Source organism: Snuella lapsa (assembly GCF_039539345.1).
Lineage (GTDB): Bacteria > Bacteroidota > Bacteroidia > Flavobacteriales > Flavobacteriaceae > Snuella > Snuella lapsa.
In genome coordinates this window covers 16,187-37,365 of the sequence record NZ_BAABCY010000033.1, presented here as the reverse complement: position 1 = coordinate 37,365, position 21,179 = coordinate 16,187, and the positions used below count along the sequence as shown (strand labels likewise).

The following is a 21,179-nucleotide window of genomic DNA, read 5'->3' as shown; positions in this document are numbered from 1 at the left end:
AATACAGCATGCAAACTATAACACTTCAAAAATCACAAATAGATAGAAAATCGGTTGTTCAAATAACGGGATCTAAAAGCGAATCGAATCGATTATTATTGTTAAAAGCGCTTTACCCAGGGTTAGAGCTTGATAATGTTTCAAACTCCGATGACAGTAATTTAATGACCAAAGCGCTGGCATCAACTTCCGATATAGTAGATATACATCATGCAGGTACAGCCATGCGATTTTTAACAGCCTTCTTTGCTGTTCAGGAAGGTAGAGAAGTAGTGCTTACCGGATCCAAACGAATGAAAGAGCGTCCCATTAAGATTTTGGTAGAAGCACTTCAGCATTTGGGAGCTGATATTCAATATACCGAAAATGATGGTTTTCCTCCCATAAAGATAAAAGGGAAAAAGTTAACAAAACATAAGGTTTCCTTAAAGGCCAATGTTAGTAGTCAGTATATTTCTGCCTTATTGTTAATTGCTTCAAAACTGGAAAATGGATTGGAGTTAACACTAGAAGGCGATATAACTTCTGTGCCCTATATAAAAATGACTTTAGGTTTGTTGAAAGAAATCGGAGTAGCTACGAAGTTTGAAGGTAATATTATTTCTGTAAAGCCTAATAAGCAGTCATCGATTTCTCAAAAACAGGTAGTAGAATCCGATTGGTCTTCTGCGTCTTATTACTTTAGTATCGTTGCTATAAGTGATCTAGGCACACAGGTAACCTTGTCTTCGTATAAATCGGACTCTTTACAAGGCGATTCGGCTTTAGTCGAAATTTACAAACATTTTGGAGTGGAGACAATATTTGGAGATAACACCATAACCTTAAAAAAAGTTAGTGAAAATAAGACGGCCAAGACCTTTAATTTGGTTAATGCGCCAGATATTGCCCAAACCATAGCCGTAACCTGTTTTGCTTTAGGAATAGCTTGCGATTTAACAGGATTACATACCCTAAAGATTAAAGAAACCGATAGGTTGGTAGCTTTAAAAACAGAAATAGAAAAGCTTGGCGGGGAGGTAAACATAACAGATAATTCATTATACTTGGAGCCATCAAAAGATATAAAAGAACACATATCAATAGCAACATACAACGATCACAGAATGGCCATGGCTTTTGCTCCCTTGGCTCTTAAAGTACCCATAATTATTGAAGATGCCCAAGTTGTATCTAAGTCTTATCCTACCTTTTGGGATGATTTAGAAGCCATTGGTTTTAAAATAACACAATAATAATCACCCAAATACTTGACAAGGCATAGTCGCAGATTGTATATTTGCGCTTTCTTATAAAAAAGTAAACACGTATTTATGAAATGAGCATAATTATCATATTTCAATAACAATGGAAATGATCAATATGCGAATTACATCTGATCTCTAAAACAATAAAAAATAAACAGATGAAATTATCAAACTTTGGCTTCAATTTACCGGATAATTTATTAGCAGAATATCCGTCAGAACACAGAGATGAATCCCGCTTAATGGTTCTAAATAGAGAGAAGCAAACTATCGAGCACAAATTATTTAAAGATCTTATTGAGTATTTTGATGAAGACGATGTAATGATACTTAATAATACTAAGGTATTTCCAGCTAGATTATACGGTAATAAAGAAAAGACAGGTGCCAGAATAGAAGTGTTTTTGTTAAGAGAGTTAAATGAAGAGCAACGTCTTTGGGATGTTTTGGTAGATCCTGCTAGAAAAATAAGGATTGGTAATAAGTTATATTTTGGTGATGACGATACATTAGTAGCCGAGGTTATAGACAATACAACCTCAAGAGGTCGTACCTTACGTTTTTTATATGATGGCTCTTATACAGAGTTTAGGAAAAAATTGAAAGATTTAGGTGAAACACCGCTTCCAAAGTACATCAAGAGAGATGTTGAACCGGAAGATGAAGAACGCTACCAAACTATTTTTGCCAAAAATGAAGGTGCAGTTGCTGCCCCTACTGCAGGGTTGCACTTTTCCAAACATTTGTTAAAACGTCTAGAGATTAAAGGTGTTAATTTCGCTGAGGTTACATTGCATGTTGGACTTGGTACTTTCAACCCAGTTGAAGTAGAAGATTTGTCGAAGCACAAAATGGATAGTGAAGAACTTAAAATTGGACCAAAGGCAGTAGAAATAGTTAATAAGGGAATTCAAAATAAAAAGCGTGTTTGTGCCGTAGGGACTACAGCTATGAGAGCAATTGAAAGTTCGGTGTCATCAAACGGGATGTTGAATGAAATTGAAGGATGGACCAATAAGTTTATCTTCCCTCCTTACGACTTTAGTATTGCCAATTGTATGATTACCAATTTTCATACGCCAAAATCAACTTTGTTAATGATGGTGTCTGCTTTCGCAGGTCATGATTTTATTAAAAGAGCTTATGAAGAAGCCGTAAAGGAAGAGTATAAATTTTACAGTTATGGAGATGCTATGCTAATCCTTTAATTAGGTCGTAACAAAATAATTAAAGCCTCTGTTTAGAGGCTTTTTTCTTTTTGTGCCAGAGGGGTGCCGATCATATTATATAAAGTAGCATGCAATCAATTATTCATTAATCAAATACCATATTTCGAAAAACCTTTCACTATTTTTGCAAAATCTATGGCGACAGAAAAAAAAGATATTCGGGCATTAACTAAAGAACAGTTGCGGGATTTTTTTGTGAAGCAAGGCGATAAAGCTTTTAGGGGAAACCAAGTATATGAATGGCTTTGGCAAAAATCGGTGCATACGTTTGAGGATATGACGAACTTGTCAAAAGAAACGCGTCATATGTTGCAGGAGCATTTTGTTATTAACCATATACAGGTTGATAATATGCAACGCAGTAATGATGGCACGGTAAAGAATGCTGTACGATTGCATGACGGATTAATTGTTGAGTCAGTGTTAATCCCAACGCCAACACGTACAACCGCCTGTGTGTCAAGTCAGGTAGGATGCAGTTTAGATTGTAGGTTTTGTGCGACTGCTAGGTTAAAGCGTATGCGCAATTTAAATCCCGACGAAATTTACGATCAAGTAGTAGCCATCGATAAGGAAAGTAGGCTTTATTATAACAGACCATTAAGCAACATTGTTTTTATGGGCATGGGAGAGCCCCTCATGAACTACAATAATGTAATGAAGGCAATTGATAAAATAACATCGTCCGAAGGTTTGGGGATGTCGCCTAAGCGTATTACGGTATCTACATCTGGAGTACCAAAAATGATAAAAAAAATGGCCGATGATGAGGTTAAATTCAATTTGGCAGTTTCATTACATTCGGCTGTCGATGAAGTACGTACAGCAATAATGCCTTTTAATGAAACCTTTCCGTTGAACGATTTACGTGAAGCTTTAGAATATTGGTATGCCAAAACGAAGCGTAAGATTAGCTACGAATATGTTGTTTGGAAGGGAGTAAACGATACGCAAAAAGACATAGATGCTTTTGTTCAGTTCTGTAAATACGTGCCATGTAAAGTAAATATTATAGAGTATAACCCTATAGACGATGGGGCATTTCAGCAGGCATCTAATGAGGCTCTAGAGCTTTATATCAATACTCTGGAAAGGAACCGAATAGTTGTAAATGTTAGAAGAAGTCGAGGCAAGGATATTGATGCTGCCTGTGGGCAATTGGCTAATAAATCGTAAGCAGTCAGTGGGTAATCATAGGAGTTTTTATATGAATAAATGTTTAGATTCCCAGATAAGCTCTTTTGTATTTAAATCTCGATTATCGGGTAGAAATTAGTTTCTAAAACTTATATTTGGGAAGTCTTAAATTTAATCTGTGAAAATAGTAGAGCGTATAAAACAGCCTATAGCTTTCGAGATGGAGCTTTTTGAGCAAAAGTTCCAATTATCAATGTCTAGTAAGGTAGCGCTACTTAATAGAATAACCCATTATATTGTAAATCGAAAAGGGAAGCAAATGCGCCCTATGTTTGTGTTTTTGGTTTCTAAAATGGTTTCCAATGGCGAAGTTAGCGAACGTACATATCGTGGTGCTTCGGTTATAGAATTAATTCATACAGCAACATTGGTTCATGATGATGTGGTGGATGATAGTAACAGACGTAGAGGTTTCTTTTCGGTAAATGCACTTTGGAAAAATAAAATAGCCGTTTTAATAGGAGATTATCTATTATCTAAAGGATTGTTATTGTCTATTGACAATAATGATTTCGACCTCCTTAAGATTATTTCAATAGCCGTTCGGGAAATGAGTGAGGGGGAGCTTCTTCAAATTGAAAAAGCACGGAAATTAGATATAACAGAAGAGGTGTATTACGAAATTATTAGACAAAAAACAGCTACCCTTATAGCGGCTTGTTGTAGTCTTGGAGCTGCTTCTGTAAAACCCGAATCCAATCACGTAGAAACCATGAGAAAGTTTGGTGAACTTATTGGGATGGCATTTCAGATTAAGGATGATTTGTTTGATTATGGGGAAACCCAAATAGGAAAACCAACAGGTATCGATATCAAAGAGCAAAAAATGACCTTACCTTTAATTTATGTGTTAAACAACGCATCCAAAAAGGATAAGCGGTGGTTGATAAATTCTATTAAAAACCATAATAAGGATGCAAAACGAGTAAAGGAAGTTATTGCTTTTGTAAAAGACAACGGGGGATTGGATTATGCTATTAAAAAGATGAAACAATTTCAAGCGGATGCCTTACAGTTACTTCAGGCTTATCCAAAATCAGATTACAAGAGTTCGCTGGAACTTATGGTGAACTATGTAATTGACAGAAAAAAATAAAATCTTTCAAAAATAATAGGTCTAGGCAACCTTTTACTCAAGAATGGCGTCTTTATAAATATAAGACAAGATGAAGCCTCTTTTGAAAGTTATTCAATTGCATAAAAACGAATCAGTACTTATTAAGCGAGCGATTAAAAATAATCGGGAAGCGCAGCATGAGCTATTTTCATTGCACGCTCCTAAGATGCTAAGCGTTTGTCGGTTTTATATAAGTGACTTGCAAGATGCGGAGGAAGTAATGCTCAATGGATTTTTTAAGGTCTTTACAAATTTAAAGCAGTTTAAAAATGATGGTAGTTTTGAGGGCTGGATACGCCGTATTATGATAAGAGAGTCCATTTCATTTTTAAGAAAGCAAAGAAAAGTAGAATTCTCTTTGGAGATGGTAGAAAATGAAACCGAAGCAATAAACAGTATTGAAACAGATATAGAGGTAAGCGAAATACAGCAACTAATAGACGAATTGCCCGAAGGTTATAGAATGGTCTTTGTAATGTATGTTGTTGAAGGGTATAAGCATTATGAAATTGCAGAGATGTTAGATATTACGGTAGGGACCTCGAAATCGCAATTATTTAAAGCGAGGAAGCTATTGCAGGAAAAGGTTAACGATATTAATAAAACAAGTTATGGATCCTATAAAGTTTGATGAACATATTAAGGAAACGCTATCCAATAGAAAGATAAAGCCTTCCGAAGCGGCATGGGATAAGCTGTCAGATTGCTTAGAAACTAAAGGGAGTAGGATAGATAACAGAAAAGCATGGTTGTTTGCGGCCGCAAGTGTTATTGCTATTTTCTTGGTTACAACTCAGTTTTTTTACAATAATACAGAAGCTATAGAAGTTTTGCCTTTAAAGGAAGTTGTAAAGCCTGCAATTGTTGGGCAGGGTATTAAAGAAGTTGAAGAGCTTAATGAAGGTATTAATAACACTGGGGTAAATAAATTAATAAAGAATGCAACTGCGATTGAGGAGCGTGTTTATGAGTCCAATACTATAATCGCTTCAGAAAAAAAGATTAATGTTATAGAGGATAAAAAAAGGATAGAACTTGTTACTGCAGTTGCTGTCGTTGACAGTTTAACCTTTGAAGAGCAAAAAATTAAAGATTTAGTGGCTCAGATACATACCATAAAAAAAGAGAATAAGGAGGTTTCTGATGATGAAATTGAAACTTTGTTGAAACAGGCGCAAAAGGAGATTAAATTAAAACGATTACAGATCAAAGGCTCTGAAAAGGTTGATGCCATAGCATTATTGGAAGATGTTGAGGCAGAATTGGATCAGTCTTTTAGGGCGAAAGTGTTTGAAGCTCTAAAGGCAAGTTATAATTCGGTAAAAACTGCAGTGGCCCAAAGGAATAATTAAAAATCTTTCATCAAAATCAATTAATAACCCCAGTAGGTTAAAAACGAACTATTATGCAAACAATTATTAAGTATGTGGTGCTATTGGCACTAGGTTTAAGTGTGCAGTTAACTCAAGCACAAGACACTATCCCAGCTATTAAAAATAGAAAAGCGATTGAAAAATTGGAAAACTATAAACTAGCTGTAGAAAATAAAGAAAAGCAGCTTTTAAAAGTTAGGGTAGAAGAGATTAATAAAGAATTATCAAATGGGGCAATAACCGAAGAAGAATCGAATAGATTAAAAAATGAAGCCGCAGAAAAAGCAGCTTTGAATATTGAAAACAGATGGGCCATTATTAACAATCAAATAGCGCTTTATAAAAGAAACATATTTAAACCCAATGCAGATGACAAAGAAAATAAATTGGGTTTAATGGTTGTTAATAGAACTTTTAGTATCAAAGGAAAAAAAAGAGAACCGAGAGACAATCCAAGGACTTCAATAGAGCTAACATTGGCTGTTGGTTATAACAGTGCCTTAATAAAAGGTCAAGGGTTTAAAGATTCTCCTTACCAATTTAAAGGTGTTGATTTTACTGAGCTAGGATGTAATTGGAAAACCAAGGTGTTTAAAAATAGTCAACTGTTACGATTTAAATATGGGGTTTCACTTCAGTGGAATAAACTCAATATTAAGAATAATCAATATTTCATGCAAGATGGAAATGGCACTTATCTTGAACAATTTCCAGCAGATTTAAACAAATCAAAGTTGAAGATTACAAATTTGGTGGTGCCTTTGTTTTTTGAATTTGGTCCTTTAAAGAAGATGGATAGAAAAGATGATCGGATTGTATATTTAAATAGCGATCAATTTAAAATAGGTGTTGGCGGGTATGCAGGATTAAATTTAGGGGCTCAACAAAAGTTAAAATATGTAGAAGGAGGATCTAACATAAAGGAAAAGCTTAGTAGAAGTTCGAATGCCTCAAATTTTGTTTATGGATTGTCGGGATATATTGGAATTGGCGATATCAGTTTGTACGCAAAATATGATTTGTCACCACTATTTAAAGATCAAATCATAGAGCAGCATAACATTTCGCTAGGGTTGCGTTTTGATATAGATTAATGATGTTGATTTGTGTGGTCTTGATAGGGCAATATAAATTCATAAATAAAGGCAGGCTTCTACCAATATTGGGGTATTTGCCTGCCTTTAAATTGCTAAAACTAACCAATTATAATCAAATTATTCAAAGAGTGGAATGTATTTCTTTTTATTGGATAATACTAAAGTTATATTTAGGAAAGCTACTATTAGTGCTGGCCAAATTTTACTAATGTCATTGTTGGAAAGGTTAAAAATCAAAAATGCGATAGTAAGGGGGAATAGTACAATTATAATAAACGGTGTCCATTTATTGATAAGCAATAATACCCCTATTAAGATTTCAAACATGTACAGGTATGGTAAGTAAACAGCAACAGCGTCTATAAAATCTCTTGTGTTTTCTGGCATCGTTCCATACGAAGTTGGTAAAAAATGTAAAAATTGATTTAAGGCATATACAATTAAAAATAGCCCTAATAGAATCCTAAACCATTTAGAAATAGAGTTTTGTGATTTCATGAACTTAAAGGATTTGTTGTTAGTAACCTAAATACAGGTATTAAAAGTAATAGTAAAACTTTGTTTAAAACATGATTATTGTCATGTTATTAAATCCGCAAGGTTGATGCGTTTCTATAATCAATAAGATTATAGTACTTTTACATTGTCATTCCTGCCACTTATGTTGAGCTTATTTCGATAAGTCAGGAGGCTGCTTTTTAAAAATTGAGTTTTAAAAACGTTTTAACGGTAATAATACAGGCATTTGATTTCACAATCATCCATAGATTTAGTGTTTGAAACCGCTCGGGTAGAAGAGGTTATTGGCGATTTTGTTCAACTTAAAAAGGCTGGGAGCAACTTTAAGGGATTGAGTCCTTTTAGTGATGAACGCTCACCAAGTTTTATGGTATCTCCAGTCAAGCAAATTTGGAAAGATTTTTCCAGCGGAAAAGGGGGGAATGTTGTTGCGTTTTTAATGGAGCACGAACACTTTACTTATCCAGAAGCAATAAAATATCTAGCTAAGCGGTACAATATTGAAATAGAAGAAACCGAGCAATCTAACGAACAAAAAGAACAAGCCAATACACGTGAGAGTTTGTATTTGGTTAGTGAGTTTGCCAATGATTACTTTCAACGAATACTTCACAAAACCGATCAGGGCCAAGCTATTGGTTTGAGTTATTTTAAAGAGCGGGGTTTTACAAACGAAACTATAAAGACCTTTGATTTAGGATATTCGCTTGATGAATGGCAGGCCTTTACAGATGAGGCTTTAAAGCAAGGGTACAGTTTAGATTATTTGGAAAAAACAGGACTTACCATTGTTAAGGAATCAAAGCGTTTCGATAGGTTTAAGGGGCGAGTCATGTTTCCTATTAAAAGTATGAGTGGTCGCGTATTGGGTTTTGGAGGACGTATTTTGGTCAATGATAAAAAAGCTGCAAAATACTTAAATTCACCAGAAAGTGATATTTACCATAAAAGTAAAGTTTTGTACGGTATTTATCATGCCAAGCAAAGTATTTCTAAAGAAGATAACTGTTACTTGGTTGAAGGATATACAGATGTTATCCAGTTTTATCAAACTGGAATAAAAAATGTTGTGTCTTCCTCGGGAACAGCCTTAACTTCTGATCAAATTAGGCTTATAAACAGATTAACAACAAACATAACTGTTTTGTTTGATGGTGATGCAGCGGGTATGCGTGCTTCGCTTCGTGGCGTGGATCTTATCTTAGAGCAAGGAATGAACGTTAAGGTTTGTTCTTTCCCAGAAGGCGAAGACCCCGATAGCTTTGCCAAAAGAAATTCTCTTGAAGAGCTTAAATTGTATTTAGAGACTAATGCTAAGGATTTTATTCAGTTTAAAGCATCTGTTTTATTTGAGGATTCTAAGAACGATCCTATTAAAAAAGCAGATACAGTTAGGGATATTGTAAATAGTATTTCTAAAATACCCGATCGTATTAAAAAAGAAATCTACATCCAGGAATGCGCTAGGATAATGGATATAAGCGAGGATGTTTTGTTTAGTACATTGGCACAGATAGATAAAAAGGAACTCCAGAAAGAAGATAAGCAAACTAAACAAGACAAGAAGGCTTTCGAGGTAATTAAGCACCAGCAACCCGTTAAAAAAGTAGATGTACAATTTGTCTTAGAACGTAAAATTATAGAAGTTTTATTATTATATGGTAATGAGGTTGAAGATTTTGAAGACCTTGTATTAAAAGAAAACGATAAGGGAGAATTAGTATTGGAGCCTGTGGTTCATCGTGCTAAAGTTTTTGAGAAGGTGTATTTAGATTTGCAGGAAGACGAAATGGAATTTTCCAATCCACAATTTAAAACAATTTATTATAAAGTGATAGAAGCCTTAAATCAAGACCCTAATTTTGAATTGAAGACATTTGTCAACACGGTTGATGGCGGTATAGCAAGTGAAATCACGTCCATTTTAATGGACGAAGAACGTTATACACTTGATGATTGGAACCGAATGGAAATTTACCCAAAACAGAAAAAAGATACTGTAGGGCAATTAGTAAGCGAAACGATTTTAAGCCTGCGTTGCTTTTTCATTGACCAAAAGGTCAAAGAGTTTCAACAAGAAACGCTAAAAAGTATACAAGATACTAATAGAAATATCCTTGAAGAAGTTAAAGACTACTCAGGCTTAAAAATGCTTTTGTCCAGAAAGCTAAATCGGGTATTATGATTCAGCTTCTACAGCAAGCTTCGCTTGTGTAACCAAATCAACTAAATTGGTTACTTTCAGTTTTTTCATTAAACGCGCTTTGTAAGTACTTACAGTTTTCTCGTTAATGTCCAACTCTTTTGAGATTTCCTTGTTTTTTCTTCCTATTGTTAGGAGTTTTAAAACCTCTGCTTCACGAGTCGATAGCTTTTTGTAAAAAGCTCCCGATTTACTGGATCTACTGCCTAATGCTAATTGCTTTGTAAGCTCATTACTTAAATAAATGCCGCCTTCGTGAACTTTTATAACGGCTTCGTTAATTGTTATGATGTTAACGGATTTAGATAAGTAACCAGCTGCCCCTGCTTTAATTGCATTTATGGCATAAACTTCTTCTGGTTGACCACTAAAAATAATGGTCTTTACATCTGGATAGTCATTTTTTAAATAACGTAAAACTGTTAAACCATTAAGTTTTGGTAAATCAGCTTCGGTTAAAATAATGTCTACCGGATTGTTCTTTACAAACTCTAATAAGGCCTCGCCATTATCAACATTTCCAACAATTTTAACGTTAGAAGACGCTGAAAAAAGAATTTCTAACCCTTTTCTTACAATAGGGTGGTTGTCTGCTATTAATAATTTAATCATAATTGAAAGCTTTAATATTATAATTTGGTTGAGAGATAATTATAATTGAGAGATTAAGCCAATACGCAAAGGTAGTAATTTTTTTACTAACCTACAAGGCTTAAATCAAGTTTGTGGGAATTTTACAAATAGGTATTGGTAACATTTTATGTTTATTAGCGGTGTTAAGGCGTTTATAAATTTTAAAAACTTCTTGTTGCCTTCCAGAGAAATCTTCGGCTTTTTTGCCATCATTGTCCATTTTCATGGCCCATTCCAATTCAGGGTACGACGCTCCTATTTGATCCTCGTCAGTTCTGTCATCTCCCCAAAGCCCATCAGTAGGCGCTGCATCAATGATTTCTTGGTTAATTCCTAAATGTTCCGCTATTTCATAAACTTGGGTTTTAAGTAAATCGGCAATCGGACTTAAATCTACTCCACCATCACCATATTTTGTGTAAAAACCAACGCCAAAATCTTCAACCTTGTTACCTGTTCCGGCTACTAAATAATTGTTTAATGCGGCAAAGTAGTAAAGCGAGGTCATTCGTAATCGAGCCCTCGTGTTTGCTAAAGACATAAATCTGTCTTCTTCGTTTTTTACTGGAGGTAGGGAGGCTACCAGATTGTCAAAAACGGGTGTTAAATTTACTTGTGTCATGGTAACGCTGGAGAAATTGGCTTTTAGCCAATCTATATGGTTTAAGGCTCTGCTTACTTGGGAGTCTGCTTGGTGTATAGGCATCTCTAAGCAGAGAAGTGGTAAATTCGTTTTTGCACATAAAGTTGAAGTTACTGCCGAGTCAATACCCCCTGAAACGCCAATAACAAAACCTTTAACGCCAGCATTGGAAGCATAGTCCTTCAGCCAATTAACAATATGGTCTACAACTTTTTCTGTTTGCATATTAAATGGATTTAAATCTAATAATATTACCTTTGCAGACAAAAATAAAGGAAAGCCCTCAATATATAAAAATTTATAGCGTTTAAGTTTTCAATATGAAATATTTGTTACCATTTTTTGTACTCGTTGTTATGGTGTTTTCATGTAAAACAGAAAATAATCTGGAACAATCGATAGCAGCAATTAATATAGACATTGACATAGAACGTTACGATAGACTCTTTGCCGATGCATCTATCAGCGATTTACCCAAATTGAAGCAGGCCTATCCGTTTATGTTTTCCGAAAAGTATGCCGATTCCTTCTGGATTGCCAAAAAGCGAGATACGTTACAGTTACAATTATTGGCAGAAGTAGCTAAAGCTTTCCCTGATTTTAAGGAAGAAAGACGTCATATAGAATCTTTATTCAATCATTTAAAGTACTATTTTCCCGAATTTAAAGTGCCACGGGTTATTACTGCGACGTCTGATGTTGATTATAGATATAAGGTTATTGTTACAGATACTATAGCACTTATATCTCTGGACACTTATTTGGGTAGTGATCATAAATTCTATGGAGGTATCCAGAAGTATACAGTTCAAAATTTACGCAAGGAACAGATTATTGTAGATTTGGCAAATGAATATGCCAAAAGGTATGCATTTCAGCAACAGAGAAAAACCTTATTGGATGAGATGATATATTTTGGAAAGTTACTTTACTTTAAAGATGTGGTCATCCCCTTTGTCGAAGAGAAGGAGCGCATAGGGTATACCCAGGAACAATTTGATTGGGCCGTTGCGAACGAAAGTTACATTTGGCGTTATTTTGTGGAACGTGAATTGTTGTTTAGTGCAGATTCTAAACTTCCAGGGCGATTTATAAATCCTGCACCTTTTTCGAAGTTTTATCTGGAAGAAATAGACAGGGAATCGCCAGGGCGTTTGGGGCAATACATAGGTTGGCAAATAGTAAGGGCTTACATGGAAAAAAATGACATACCCCTAAAGGATATGCTCATAATGAGTGCTGAAGATATTTTTAATAATTCAAAATTTAAACCAAGGAAATAATGTCTAAGAATAAAACATCAACAATAGAACTTAATGTAGAACTTGATGATAATCGTGTGCCTGAAAAGCTAAAATGGTCTGCGCAAGATGGTGGTATAAGTAATGAAGAGGCTAAGGCTATGATGTTATCGGTATGGGATGCTAATGCTAAAGAAACATTGCGTATCGATTTATGGACCAAGGATATGCCAGTAGATGACATGAAAGTGTTTTTTCATCAAACATTGGTTGCCATGAGCGACACGTTTAATCGTGCTACACAAGATGAAAAAATGACCGCAACAATGAAAGATTTTTGTGATTATTTTGCCGAAAAACTGGAATTAAAAAAGTAGAACTGATTTTAGTCGTTGTTAAGTTAATAATTATTATGGCTGCTATTCTGAAGCGGTTGTTTTAGGTTTTTGAGTTAAGTCCGTTCAATCTTAGTCAATCCCTAATCAATTTTTTTGTTTGTTAGGATATTTGTCACTGCAAATTGTGATTGCATACTGAATACTAAGTAATCACCATTCATTGATTCTGTTAGAATCCAGTTTTATGAAAATAAATAACAGGATGGTAAAGGCCCAAAGTCCAGAACCTCCATAACTAAACATGGGAAGAGGAATACCTATGGTGGGTATTATGCCCATAACCATACCAATATTGATGAAGAAGTGCATAAAAATGATGGCTGCAACCGAATAGCCATATACACGACTAAATTGTGATTTTTGAAGTTCTGCCAAGTGGAGTACTCTAAGAATGAGTAATACAAAAAGTACAACAACAAAAGAGCTCCCCAAAAAACCCCATTCTTCACCAACGGTACTAAAAATATAATCGGTGTGTTGTTCTGGTACAAATTTTCCCGTCGTTCGGGTTCCTTCTAAAAAACCTCTTCCAGTGAGGCCGCCAGAACTAATGGCTTTTTCAGATTCGTTTAAGTTGTAAGCGAATGTCTGTCTCATTTGTTTCAGCTTAACAGGATCCTTTTCTAAGCGTAGCCATAAACTAATACGGTCCTGTTGGTGCGGTTGCAAAACATTTTGGTAAAAGAATCGAACACCAAAAGATACAAGTATACAGCATATTAAAGTAATGAAGGACAGAATAATGGATGTATGTTTTTTATTTAAAAAGTAAAACGCCAAAATACCTATAGAGGCAATTACAGAAGTTCTAGTAGCACCAAACTTTAGCGATAAAACAGATAATAAAACCACGATTATACCAATGGTTAAATAGTGTTTTGGCAGTCCTTCCCTGTACAAAACAAAAATAAAGGCTGCGTAAACGAGTGTGCTTCCTGTGTCGTTTTGTAATAAAACCAAAAAGGCAGGGATAAATAGTATGAGTAAAACTTTTAATTGATCCTTAAAACGTCGTATGTCGGTGTTTAAATCGCTTACAAATTTGGCAACGGCAAGCGCTGTAGCTGCTTTTGCAAATTCACTGGGCTGTAAGGTCATGCCTCCTATCCCATACCAGGAGGTAGCACCATTTACATTTTTTCCAAATAGGAATAATCCTACAAGGGATAGTAGGGAGAGTATATAAATGATACTGGAAAAGCGTTCGTAAAATTTGGCATCAATAGCGAGTAAAACAATAATTAAGGCGAAGGTGAAAAATATGAATATAAGCTGTTTGCCATAGGGTTGTGAAAAATTAAAGTAATCAATTGTTTCCCCTGTGTGCGATGCTGATAGAATATTTACCCATCCAAAGCCAACCAAAAGTAAAAAGAGTGCTATGGTAATCCAATCAAATTTAAAATACCTATTGGTTTCCCTAACCATTATTCAATTCGTTTAGTTGTTCTATCAATTTATTGTAGTCAGGTCCATCTAGTACCTGTAATGAGGTTTGTCCGTTTATTTTAAAAGCTTCTCCAGAGTAGGGCTTGGCGTACTCATCTTCCAGACTGTGTGATAAAATCCAACGTTCTAAATCAGTTCTCGTAATATGTCCTTTAATGTATTTTTCAATGATTAAACTTGCTATTTTTCCAGCAAACCGACTGCCCCAATAGCCATTTTCAACAAAGACAGCCAATGCTATTTTTGGATCGTCCTTAGGTGCAAAGGCAACAAAAATGGAATGATCTGTAAGCTGGGTTGTTACACCGTCAATCTTCATGAAGTTTTCAGCAGTACCTGTTTTACCACAAATGTCAATATCTGGTACTTTTAAATAAGTAGCAGTACCATCGTTGTATACATCAAACATCCCTTGTATGACAGGTTCGAAATTTGCTTTGTCTATAGAGGTATATTTACGGGTTGTGAATTTTTTAGGGATGGTGTCATCTTCTATCTTCTTTATGATGTGGGGCGTATAAAAATAACCTCTGTTTCCAATGGCGGCAACCATATTGGCTAATTGAATGGGAGTGGCTTCAACCTCGCCTTGGCCAATAGCATTAGAAATGTTATAAGTTGATGCCCATCGTCCTTTTCCGTACCATTTATCATAAAAGTTTCCATCGGGAACGCGTCCCGGACTGCCAATCTTTAAATCATATCCTAAATAGTCACCTAATCCAAAACTTTTTACATGGTTGCTCCAAACATTTAACCCCTCAGCCGCAGTGTCATACTTTTCAACAATGCGTCGGTATACATTTGCAAAGTAAGCGTTGCAAGATTGTGCAATACCTTGATTCATGTTTACCGGACTAAAGTGGTCGTGGCAGCCAGTTAATTTTCTGCTTCCAAGGTAGTACCCCATTCTACAACTAAACTTATCATGGGTACTAACTATATTTTCTTGCAGACCAATGAGGGCATTCAGAACTTTAAATGGAGACCCTGGGGGGTACTGCGCTTTTAACGCTCTATTGAATAAGGGTTTTGCAACGGTGTCGTAATGCATTTTAGAGTAGTTGGCAGATCGATTTCTTCCTACTAATAAGTTGGGGTTATAGCTAGGCGCAGTAACCATGGTTAGAATTTCACCGCTACTGGGCTCAATGGCAATAATACCACCACGTTTATTTTGCATGAGCAATTCACCATAAGCTTGCAATTCGGCATCAATGGTAATAGTAATGTCTTTTCCGGGTACGGGTATAGTGTCGAATTCCCCATCTTTGTATGGAGCAATATCCCTATTAAATCGGTCTTTTTGAATAAATTTAATGCCTTTTACACCCCTTAATACTTTTTCGTAAGAGGTTTCTACGCCTTCTGTTCCAATGAGGTCGCCCATCTTATAGTAGGGCTCTTTTTCTATAATGGTATTGTTAACTTCGCTAATACTGCCTAAAACATTAGCGCCTATCGTTGTTTGGTAATGACGTAAAGAACGCTTTTGAATGTAAAAGCCTTCAAATTTTCGCATCTTTTCCTGTAAAACAGCATAGTCTTCTTTTGATAAATGTGATACAAAAACCGAAGGGAGCCTGGGGGAATAGTGATAAGCCTTTTTATAGGTTTTTATAAACTTTTCTTTATCTATTTTAAGCAATGCGCAAAATTCTAACGTGTCCAATGGCTTTACCTCACGGGGAATAACCATTACGTCATAGGAGGGTTGATTGTCAACTAAAAGTTTTCCGTTTCGGTCATATACAAAACCACGCTTTGGGTAATCGTAAACTTTCCGTATGGCATTGTCATCAAATAAGTTGTGTTCATTTGATGTATAAACTTGCAAATAGAAAAGCCTAGATATAAATAGAAGACCAACAAGTATTACAGAAGCGAAAAGTAAGAGCTGTCTCATTTGGTTTTTCTGCTAAAAATAATAGTTATCAACACGCATAATAAAATAGTAAATATACTTGAGAATAACGTTTTTTGTAGCACTAACATTATTTTGGATATGCTAAATATTTCCAAATAGAACAAAATAATATGATGCAGAATGGTTAGTACTGTTATATAGGTTATTTTAGATCCAAACTCAATGGCGTCAAATTTCATGGTAAGGTGTTCATATTGTATTCCAAAAGAAAATTTTAAAACTACAGGTCTTACATAGGCTATAAAAACACAAGCAGCAGCATGCATGCCACCTGAGTCTAAAAAGATATCGACCGTTAGCCCCAAAAGAAAGCTTAGAAAGATAAAAAGAACGCGGTTGTTTTTTACTGGAAACAATATTACAAATAGGATGTAGATATATGGGTTGATATAGCCTAAAAAATTAATATGGCTACATATTAGGACTTGTATTAATACAAGTATAAAAAAGCGTAAGATATTTGTAGAGATAATGTTATTCATTTTTGTTTTCGTTTAACAAATTGTTAATCTCTACAATATCAATGTTTTTAATTGTGTACACATGTTCTATATTGGTCATGTCGTTAAACAATTTGACCTTTATTTCGTAAAAGTTTTCGGCGTCGTCTAGGTTAAAGTCTTCTATGGTTCCAATAGGGATGCCTTTTGGAAATATTGAAGACCTTCCAGAAGTAACTATTGTATCACCTTTTTCTACAGGTGCAATTTTTCCAAGGTCTAGTAATTGAACAAAAGCGGGATTTTTGCCATCCCAAGTTAAAGAGCCGAAATGGTTTGATTTTTTTAATTGGGCGCTTATCTGACTGTTAGTATTTAAAATTGAAATAACATTGGCAAAATTTTTACTCGTCTTATTAACAACGCCTAAAATCCCTTTGCTAGTTATGACGCCAAAGTCTTGTTTTATACTATCTTTAGAGCCTTTGTCTATTAACAAAATATTATCAGTAGATGAGTAGCTGTTTTTTATAACCTTAGCCGATCCAAATATAAAATGTTTATCGAAAGATAAGCTGTCATTAAAAAAGGAATCATCCGTTTGTTGCTCAGAATTATATAAAAGTGATTTTAGGTAATTGTTTTCTTCTACTAAAATATCATTCTGGGATTTTAGATTAAAATAACCAGTAATATTGTTAACAGAATTGTAGACTCCTCCAGTAATAAAGTTAGCCGAATTAATAAACTTACTTTTATGGTAAGAGTGCGACTGAATTGTAAAAAGAATAGACATAACAAAGAGCAACAAGAACAACAAAAAGGTTTTGTTTCTTATTATAAAATTGATAATTTGTTGCATGGTCTGTTAGACTATTTTATCAATACGCTTTTGTATTTGGATAGGTTTTTAAGTGTAATGCCTGTACCGCGTACTACAGCTCTTAAAGGGTCTTCTGCAATATAAACCGGAAGATCTGTTTTTTGGGACAAACGTTTGTCTAAACCTCTAAGCATAGATCCTCCACCAGCTAAGTATATACCAGTATTGTATATATCGGCAGCTAGTTCTGGAGGCGTTTGTGATAGGGTTTCCATAACCGCATCTTCAATCCTTAAAATAGATTTGTCAAGGGCTTTGGCAATTTCTCTGTAAGAGATTTGGACTTGCTTAGGTTTTCCGGTTAATAAATCACGTCCTTGAACACTCATATCTTCAGGAGGAAGTTCCAAGTCTTCAGTGGCTGCCCCTATTTGGATTTTTATCTTTTCGGCAGTGCGCTCCCCTACATATAAGTTGTGTTGTGTACGCATGTAGTATACGATGTCGTTAGTAAAGACATCGCCCGCAATTTTTACGGATTTGTCACATACAATACCACCCAGTGCAATGACAGCAATCTCGGTGGTTCCTCCTCCAATATCTACTACCATATTACCTTTAGGTTGCATAATGTCTACCCCAATACCTATAGCTGCCGCCATAGGTTCATGTATTAAATAAACTTCTTTACCATTAACACGTTCTGCACTTTCTTTTACGGCACGCATTTCAACTTCAGTAATACCTGAAGGAATACATATAACCATCCTTAAGGCAGGAGAGAAGAACTTTTTCTTTAAAGCAGGTATGTTTTTTATAAACATACTTATCATTTGCTCCGAAGCATCGAAATCTGCAATAACACCATCTTTTAGAGGTCTAATCGTTTTTATGTTCTCATGGGTTTTTCCTTGCATTAAACTGGCTTCTTGACCAACAGCTATTATTTTACTGGTAATGCGGTCTCTGGCGACTATAGATGGTGCGTCGACAACGACCTTGTCGTTATGTATAATAAGCGTGTTTGCAGTTCCTAGATCTATTGCAATATCTTCGGTTAAGAAGTCGAAAAAGCCCATGTGTTGTATGTGATTTATTGAGGTTTAAAAACTAATCTTGTAAATGTAATAAAACTTGACAAATATGTACACTATAATTCTTATCTATATTTAGAAGTGGTTTAAACTTTTACAATTTAATCTGAAAAAAATAAACCACTTCTAAATCAAAAATCATTAATGTGTTATACGTGTAAAACTGTGTGATGGACGCTAATTAAATTTAAAATTTAATTTTAGTGTTTAAAATGACGTGTTCCCGTCATTACCATCGCAACATTATTATCATTACAATAATCAATACTTAGTTGATCTTTTATAGAGCCTCCAGGCTGAATAACAGCACTTATACCAGCATTTTTAGCGATTTCTACACAATCTGGGAAAGGAAAGAATGCGTCACTTGCCATAACGGCACCATTTAAATCGAAGTTGAATGATCCAGCTTTATGAATGGCTTGGTTTAAGGCATCAACACGACTGGTTTGACCAGTTCCACTAGCACATAGTTGTTTGTTTTTGGCTAACACTATGGTATTTGACTTTGTGTGCTTGCAGATTTTTGAAGCAAAAATTAAATCGTCCAGTTCGTCAGCTGTAGGTTGTGTATTTGTGGCATTGGTTAAACCTTCTTTAGAGTCGGTTATGTTGTCTTTGTCTTGGACTAAAATGCCATTTAAGCACGTGCGTACATTGGTTTGCGGTAAGTCAATGTCCTTAAGAACTAAAAGGATACGATTCTTTTTGCCTTTTAGGATTTCTAAAGCTTCTTCTGAAAATGAGGGAGCGATAACAACTTCACAGAAAAGGCTGTGGATTTCTTGGGCTGTGGTTTTGTCGATTTCGGTGTTACTAATTAAAATTCCTCCAAAGGCTGAAACAGGGTCACCCGCAAGCGCATCAATATAGGCTTGGTGTATGGTGTCGCGTTGAGCAAGACCGCAAGCGTTGTTGTGTTTTAATATGGCGAATGTAGGGGCATCGTTTTTAAACTCATTCATTAAGTTTACAGCTGCATCAACATCCAATAAATTGTTATAGCTTAATTCTTTTCCGTGAAGTTTGGTAAAGATATCATCAAAGTTTCCGAAGAAAAAGCCTTTTTGATGTGGATTTTCTCCATAACGTAAAGTCTTACCGTTGGTTTCACTAATCTTTAACACGGTTTCTTCATTGTTCTTATTAAAGTAATTAAAGATAGCTGTGTCGTAATGTGAGGATACATTAAACGCTTTGGTAGCAAAACGTTTTCTGTCTTCTAGAGAAAGTGTTCCGCTTTGTGTTGTAATAAGTTCTAAAAACTCACTGTAATCGTTAACAGAAGCAACGCAAACAACATCTGCAAAGTTTTTGGCAGCTGCACGGATTAACGAGATACCGCCTATATCTATTTTTTCAATAATGTCTTGTTCTCCAGCACCTGATGCTACTGTCTTTTCAAATGGATATAAATCAACAATAACCGCATCTATCTGTGGAATTTCGAATTCAGCTAATTCAGCAACATCCGTTTCGTTATTTTGACGATTTAAAATTCCCCCAAATACTTTAGGATGTAAGGTTTTTACACGACCACCTAGAATGGAAGGATAAGACGTGATGTCTTCAACAGGGACAACATCAATGCCTAAATCGTTTATAAATGCTTGTGTGCCACCAGTAGAGTAAATTGTAACACCTTGCTCGTTTAATGTTTTTACAATTGGTTCTAAGCCATCTTTGCTGAATACCGAAATTAGGGCAGATTTGATAGTTTTTTCGTTGCTCATTATTGTTGTGTTATGTTTGAAGGTTTTCCTGTTAAAAGGAAATAAAATTTTGTGATTATTAAGCGTTTATAGTGCTTTTTTGTTTATGAGTGCAAAAGTAATTATTTCAGTCAAAATATAGGCTTAATCCCATTAAAAAACAATGTGTTTTTTTAGTTAGACCCAGATTGAGTGCTAGAACTTTGCAATGAGACCTTAAGGCATAATATGAACAGGCACTTTCTGGGCCTTAGTATGGTGTTACCTAGGTTAAATTAAAAACGAAAAATCTGTGTTGCTTTTGAAAGGATATAATCATAAAATTTTGGCAACTTCATTGCAGACAAATTCCAAAAAATGAACGTCTTTTTCGCTAAATGGATCGGGCGTATTCGAATCGATATCTATTTGACCAATATTTTTTCCGTTTACAAAAATAGGAATAACAATTTCGGCTTTTACTGTAATACTGCAGGCAATATAGTTGTCTTGAGCAGAAACATCGGGTACCACAAAATTTTCATTGCTTACGGCAACCTGTCCGCAAATGCCCTTTCCAAAAGGGATAATGGTGTGATCTGTAGGTTCGCCCACATAGGGACCTAATATAAGTTCTTCTTTGTTGCCGTTTCTAAAATAAAAACCAACCCAGTTGTAATAATCTATACTGCTTTCCAGTAATTTGCAAATGGCCAATAGGCGTTCGTCGGTTGTTTTTTTTGTATTAGTGGTAATAGATAATATTTGTGGTTTTAATGTTTCGAACATCATAATTTTAAAAGTTTTAGTAAAAGTATTTAAAAAGCTGTAAATTCGATATTGTGTTTAGTATAAATT

General features: G+C 35.1%; 20 protein-coding genes. 10 read left to right on the top strand and 10 right to left on the bottom strand.

Annotated features, from left to right (window positions below):
• The first annotated feature begins 8 nt into the window (after positions 1-8).
• The 7 genes from ABD792_RS05890 (at position 9) to ABD792_RS05860 (ending at position 7,257) form a co-directional block, all read left to right on the top strand.
• The gene (locus tag ABD792_RS05890) at positions 9-1,235 is read left to right on the top strand and encodes a 3-phosphoshikimate 1-carboxyvinyltransferase (protein ID WP_345004919.1); all 1,227 of its coding nucleotides are present in this window, start codon (positions 9-11) and stop codon (positions 1,233-1,235) included.
• Positions 1,236-1,405: 170 nt separating this feature from the next.
• Positions 1,406-2,455, top strand: a complete 1,050-nt coding sequence (gene queA / locus ABD792_RS05885; protein WP_345004918.1) for a tRNA preQ1(34) S-adenosylmethionine ribosyltransferase-isomerase QueA — start codon at positions 1,406-1,408, stop codon at positions 2,453-2,455.
• Between the two features lie 156 nt (positions 2,456-2,611).
• On the top strand, positions 2,612-3,652 hold the full coding sequence (rlmN, locus tag ABD792_RS05880; protein ID WP_345004917.1) for a dual-specificity RNA methyltransferase RlmN: 1,041 nt from the start codon (positions 2,612-2,614) through the stop codon (positions 3,650-3,652).
• A gap of 139 nt (positions 3,653-3,791) precedes the next feature.
• Complete coding sequence (locus ABD792_RS05875) at positions 3,792-4,769, top strand: polyprenyl synthetase family protein (protein WP_345004915.1); 978 nt, start codon at positions 3,792-3,794, stop codon at positions 4,767-4,769.
• 70 nt (positions 4,770-4,839) lie between these two features.
• The gene (locus ABD792_RS05870; protein WP_345004914.1) at positions 4,840-5,421 is read left to right on the top strand and encodes an RNA polymerase sigma factor; all 582 of its coding nucleotides are present in this window, start codon (positions 4,840-4,842) and stop codon (positions 5,419-5,421) included.
• A complete protein-coding gene (locus ABD792_RS05865) occupies positions 5,402-6,142 on the top strand; it encodes a hypothetical protein (protein WP_345004913.1) in 741 nt (246 codons plus the stop codon). Before ABD792_RS05870 ends, ABD792_RS05865 begins: the two co-directional genes overlap by 20 nt.
• A 53-nt stretch (positions 6,143-6,195) precedes the next feature.
• Entirely contained in the window at positions 6,196-7,257 is a 1,062-nt protein-coding gene (locus tag ABD792_RS05860) for a hypothetical protein (protein ID WP_345004912.1), read from the top strand.
• Positions 7,258-7,377: 120 nt separating this feature from the next.
• Here ABD792_RS05860 and ABD792_RS05855 read toward each other — a convergent pair whose 3' ends face one another.
• Positions 7,378-7,758 carry a DoxX protein gene (locus tag ABD792_RS05855; RefSeq protein WP_345004911.1) on the bottom strand — a complete coding sequence of 127 codons (381 nt, stop codon included), beginning with the start codon at positions 7,756-7,758 and terminating at the stop codon, positions 7,378-7,380.
• A gap of 247 nt (positions 7,759-8,005) precedes the next feature.
• Here ABD792_RS05855 and dnaG point away from each other — a divergent pair, with 247 nt between their 5' ends.
• Positions 8,006-9,964 carry a DNA primase gene (gene dnaG / locus ABD792_RS05850; protein ID WP_345004910.1) on the top strand — a complete coding sequence of 653 codons (1,959 nt, stop codon included), beginning with the start codon at positions 8,006-8,008 and terminating at the stop codon, positions 9,962-9,964.
• Here dnaG and ABD792_RS05845 read toward each other — a convergent pair.
• Together ABD792_RS05845 and nadE are read right to left on the bottom strand one after the other, a co-directional pair.
• A complete protein-coding gene (locus tag ABD792_RS05845) occupies positions 9,959-10,594 on the bottom strand; it encodes a response regulator (RefSeq protein WP_345004909.1) in 636 nt (211 codons plus the stop codon). The genes dnaG and ABD792_RS05845 overlap by 6 nt on opposite strands.
• A 100-nt stretch (positions 10,595-10,694) precedes the next feature.
• Positions 10,695-11,483 carry an NAD(+) synthase gene (gene nadE / locus ABD792_RS05840; RefSeq protein ID WP_345004908.1) on the bottom strand — a complete coding sequence of 263 codons (789 nt, stop codon included), beginning with the start codon at positions 11,481-11,483 and terminating at the stop codon, positions 10,695-10,697.
• A gap of 95 nt (positions 11,484-11,578) precedes the next feature.
• On the opposite strand from nadE, the gene gldB reads away from it, so the two are divergent.
• Both gldB and gldC read left to right on the top strand, forming a co-directional pair.
• Entirely contained in the window at positions 11,579-12,541 is a 963-nt protein-coding gene (gene gldB, locus ABD792_RS05835) for a gliding motility lipoprotein GldB (RefSeq protein WP_345004907.1), read from the top strand.
• Positions 12,541-12,876 (top strand): gliding motility protein GldC, encoded by a 336-nt coding sequence (gene gldC / locus ABD792_RS05830; protein ID WP_345004906.1) that lies wholly within the window; start codon positions 12,541-12,543, stop codon positions 12,874-12,876. The genes gldB and gldC overlap by 1 nt, the downstream gene beginning before the upstream one ends.
• A 171-nt stretch (positions 12,877-13,047) precedes the next feature.
• Here gldC and rodA read toward each other — a convergent pair whose 3' ends face one another.
• The 7 genes from rodA to ABD792_RS05795 all read right to left on the bottom strand — a co-directional run bounded on the left by rodA (position 13,048) and on the right by ABD792_RS05795 (position 21,113).
• On the bottom strand, positions 13,048-14,325 hold the full coding sequence (rodA, locus tag ABD792_RS05825) for a rod shape-determining protein RodA (protein ID WP_345004905.1): 1,278 nt from the start codon (positions 14,323-14,325) through the stop codon (positions 13,048-13,050).
• Positions 14,318-16,252, bottom strand: coding sequence for a peptidoglycan D,D-transpeptidase FtsI family protein (locus ABD792_RS05820; RefSeq protein ID WP_345004904.1), 1,935 nt, complete (start codon positions 16,250-16,252; stop codon positions 14,318-14,320). Before ABD792_RS05820 ends, rodA begins: the two co-directional genes overlap by 8 nt.
• Positions 16,249-16,755: a rod shape-determining protein MreD gene (locus tag ABD792_RS05815; RefSeq protein WP_345004903.1), complete on the bottom strand. Its 507-nt coding sequence runs from the start codon at positions 16,753-16,755 to the stop codon at positions 16,249-16,251. The genes ABD792_RS05820 and ABD792_RS05815 overlap by 4 nt, the downstream gene beginning before the upstream one ends.
• A complete protein-coding gene (gene mreC, locus ABD792_RS05810; protein WP_345004902.1) occupies positions 16,748-17,575 on the bottom strand; it encodes a rod shape-determining protein MreC in 828 nt (275 codons plus the stop codon). The genes ABD792_RS05815 and mreC overlap by 8 nt, the downstream gene beginning before the upstream one ends.
• An 11-nt stretch (positions 17,576-17,586) precedes the next feature.
• Positions 17,587-18,615: a rod shape-determining protein gene (locus ABD792_RS05805; protein WP_199112004.1), complete on the bottom strand. Its 1,029-nt coding sequence runs from the start codon at positions 18,613-18,615 to the stop codon at positions 17,587-17,589.
• 215 nt (positions 18,616-18,830) lie between these two features.
• A complete protein-coding gene (gene purH, locus ABD792_RS05800) occupies positions 18,831-20,363 on the bottom strand; it encodes a bifunctional phosphoribosylaminoimidazolecarboxamide formyltransferase/IMP cyclohydrolase (RefSeq protein ID WP_345004901.1) in 1,533 nt (510 codons plus the stop codon).
• 294 nt (positions 20,364-20,657) lie between these two features.
• Complete coding sequence (locus ABD792_RS05795; RefSeq protein ID WP_345004899.1) at positions 20,658-21,113, bottom strand: GAF domain-containing protein; 456 nt, start codon at positions 21,111-21,113, stop codon at positions 20,658-20,660.
• Between the last annotated feature and the right edge of the window lie 66 nt (positions 21,114-21,179).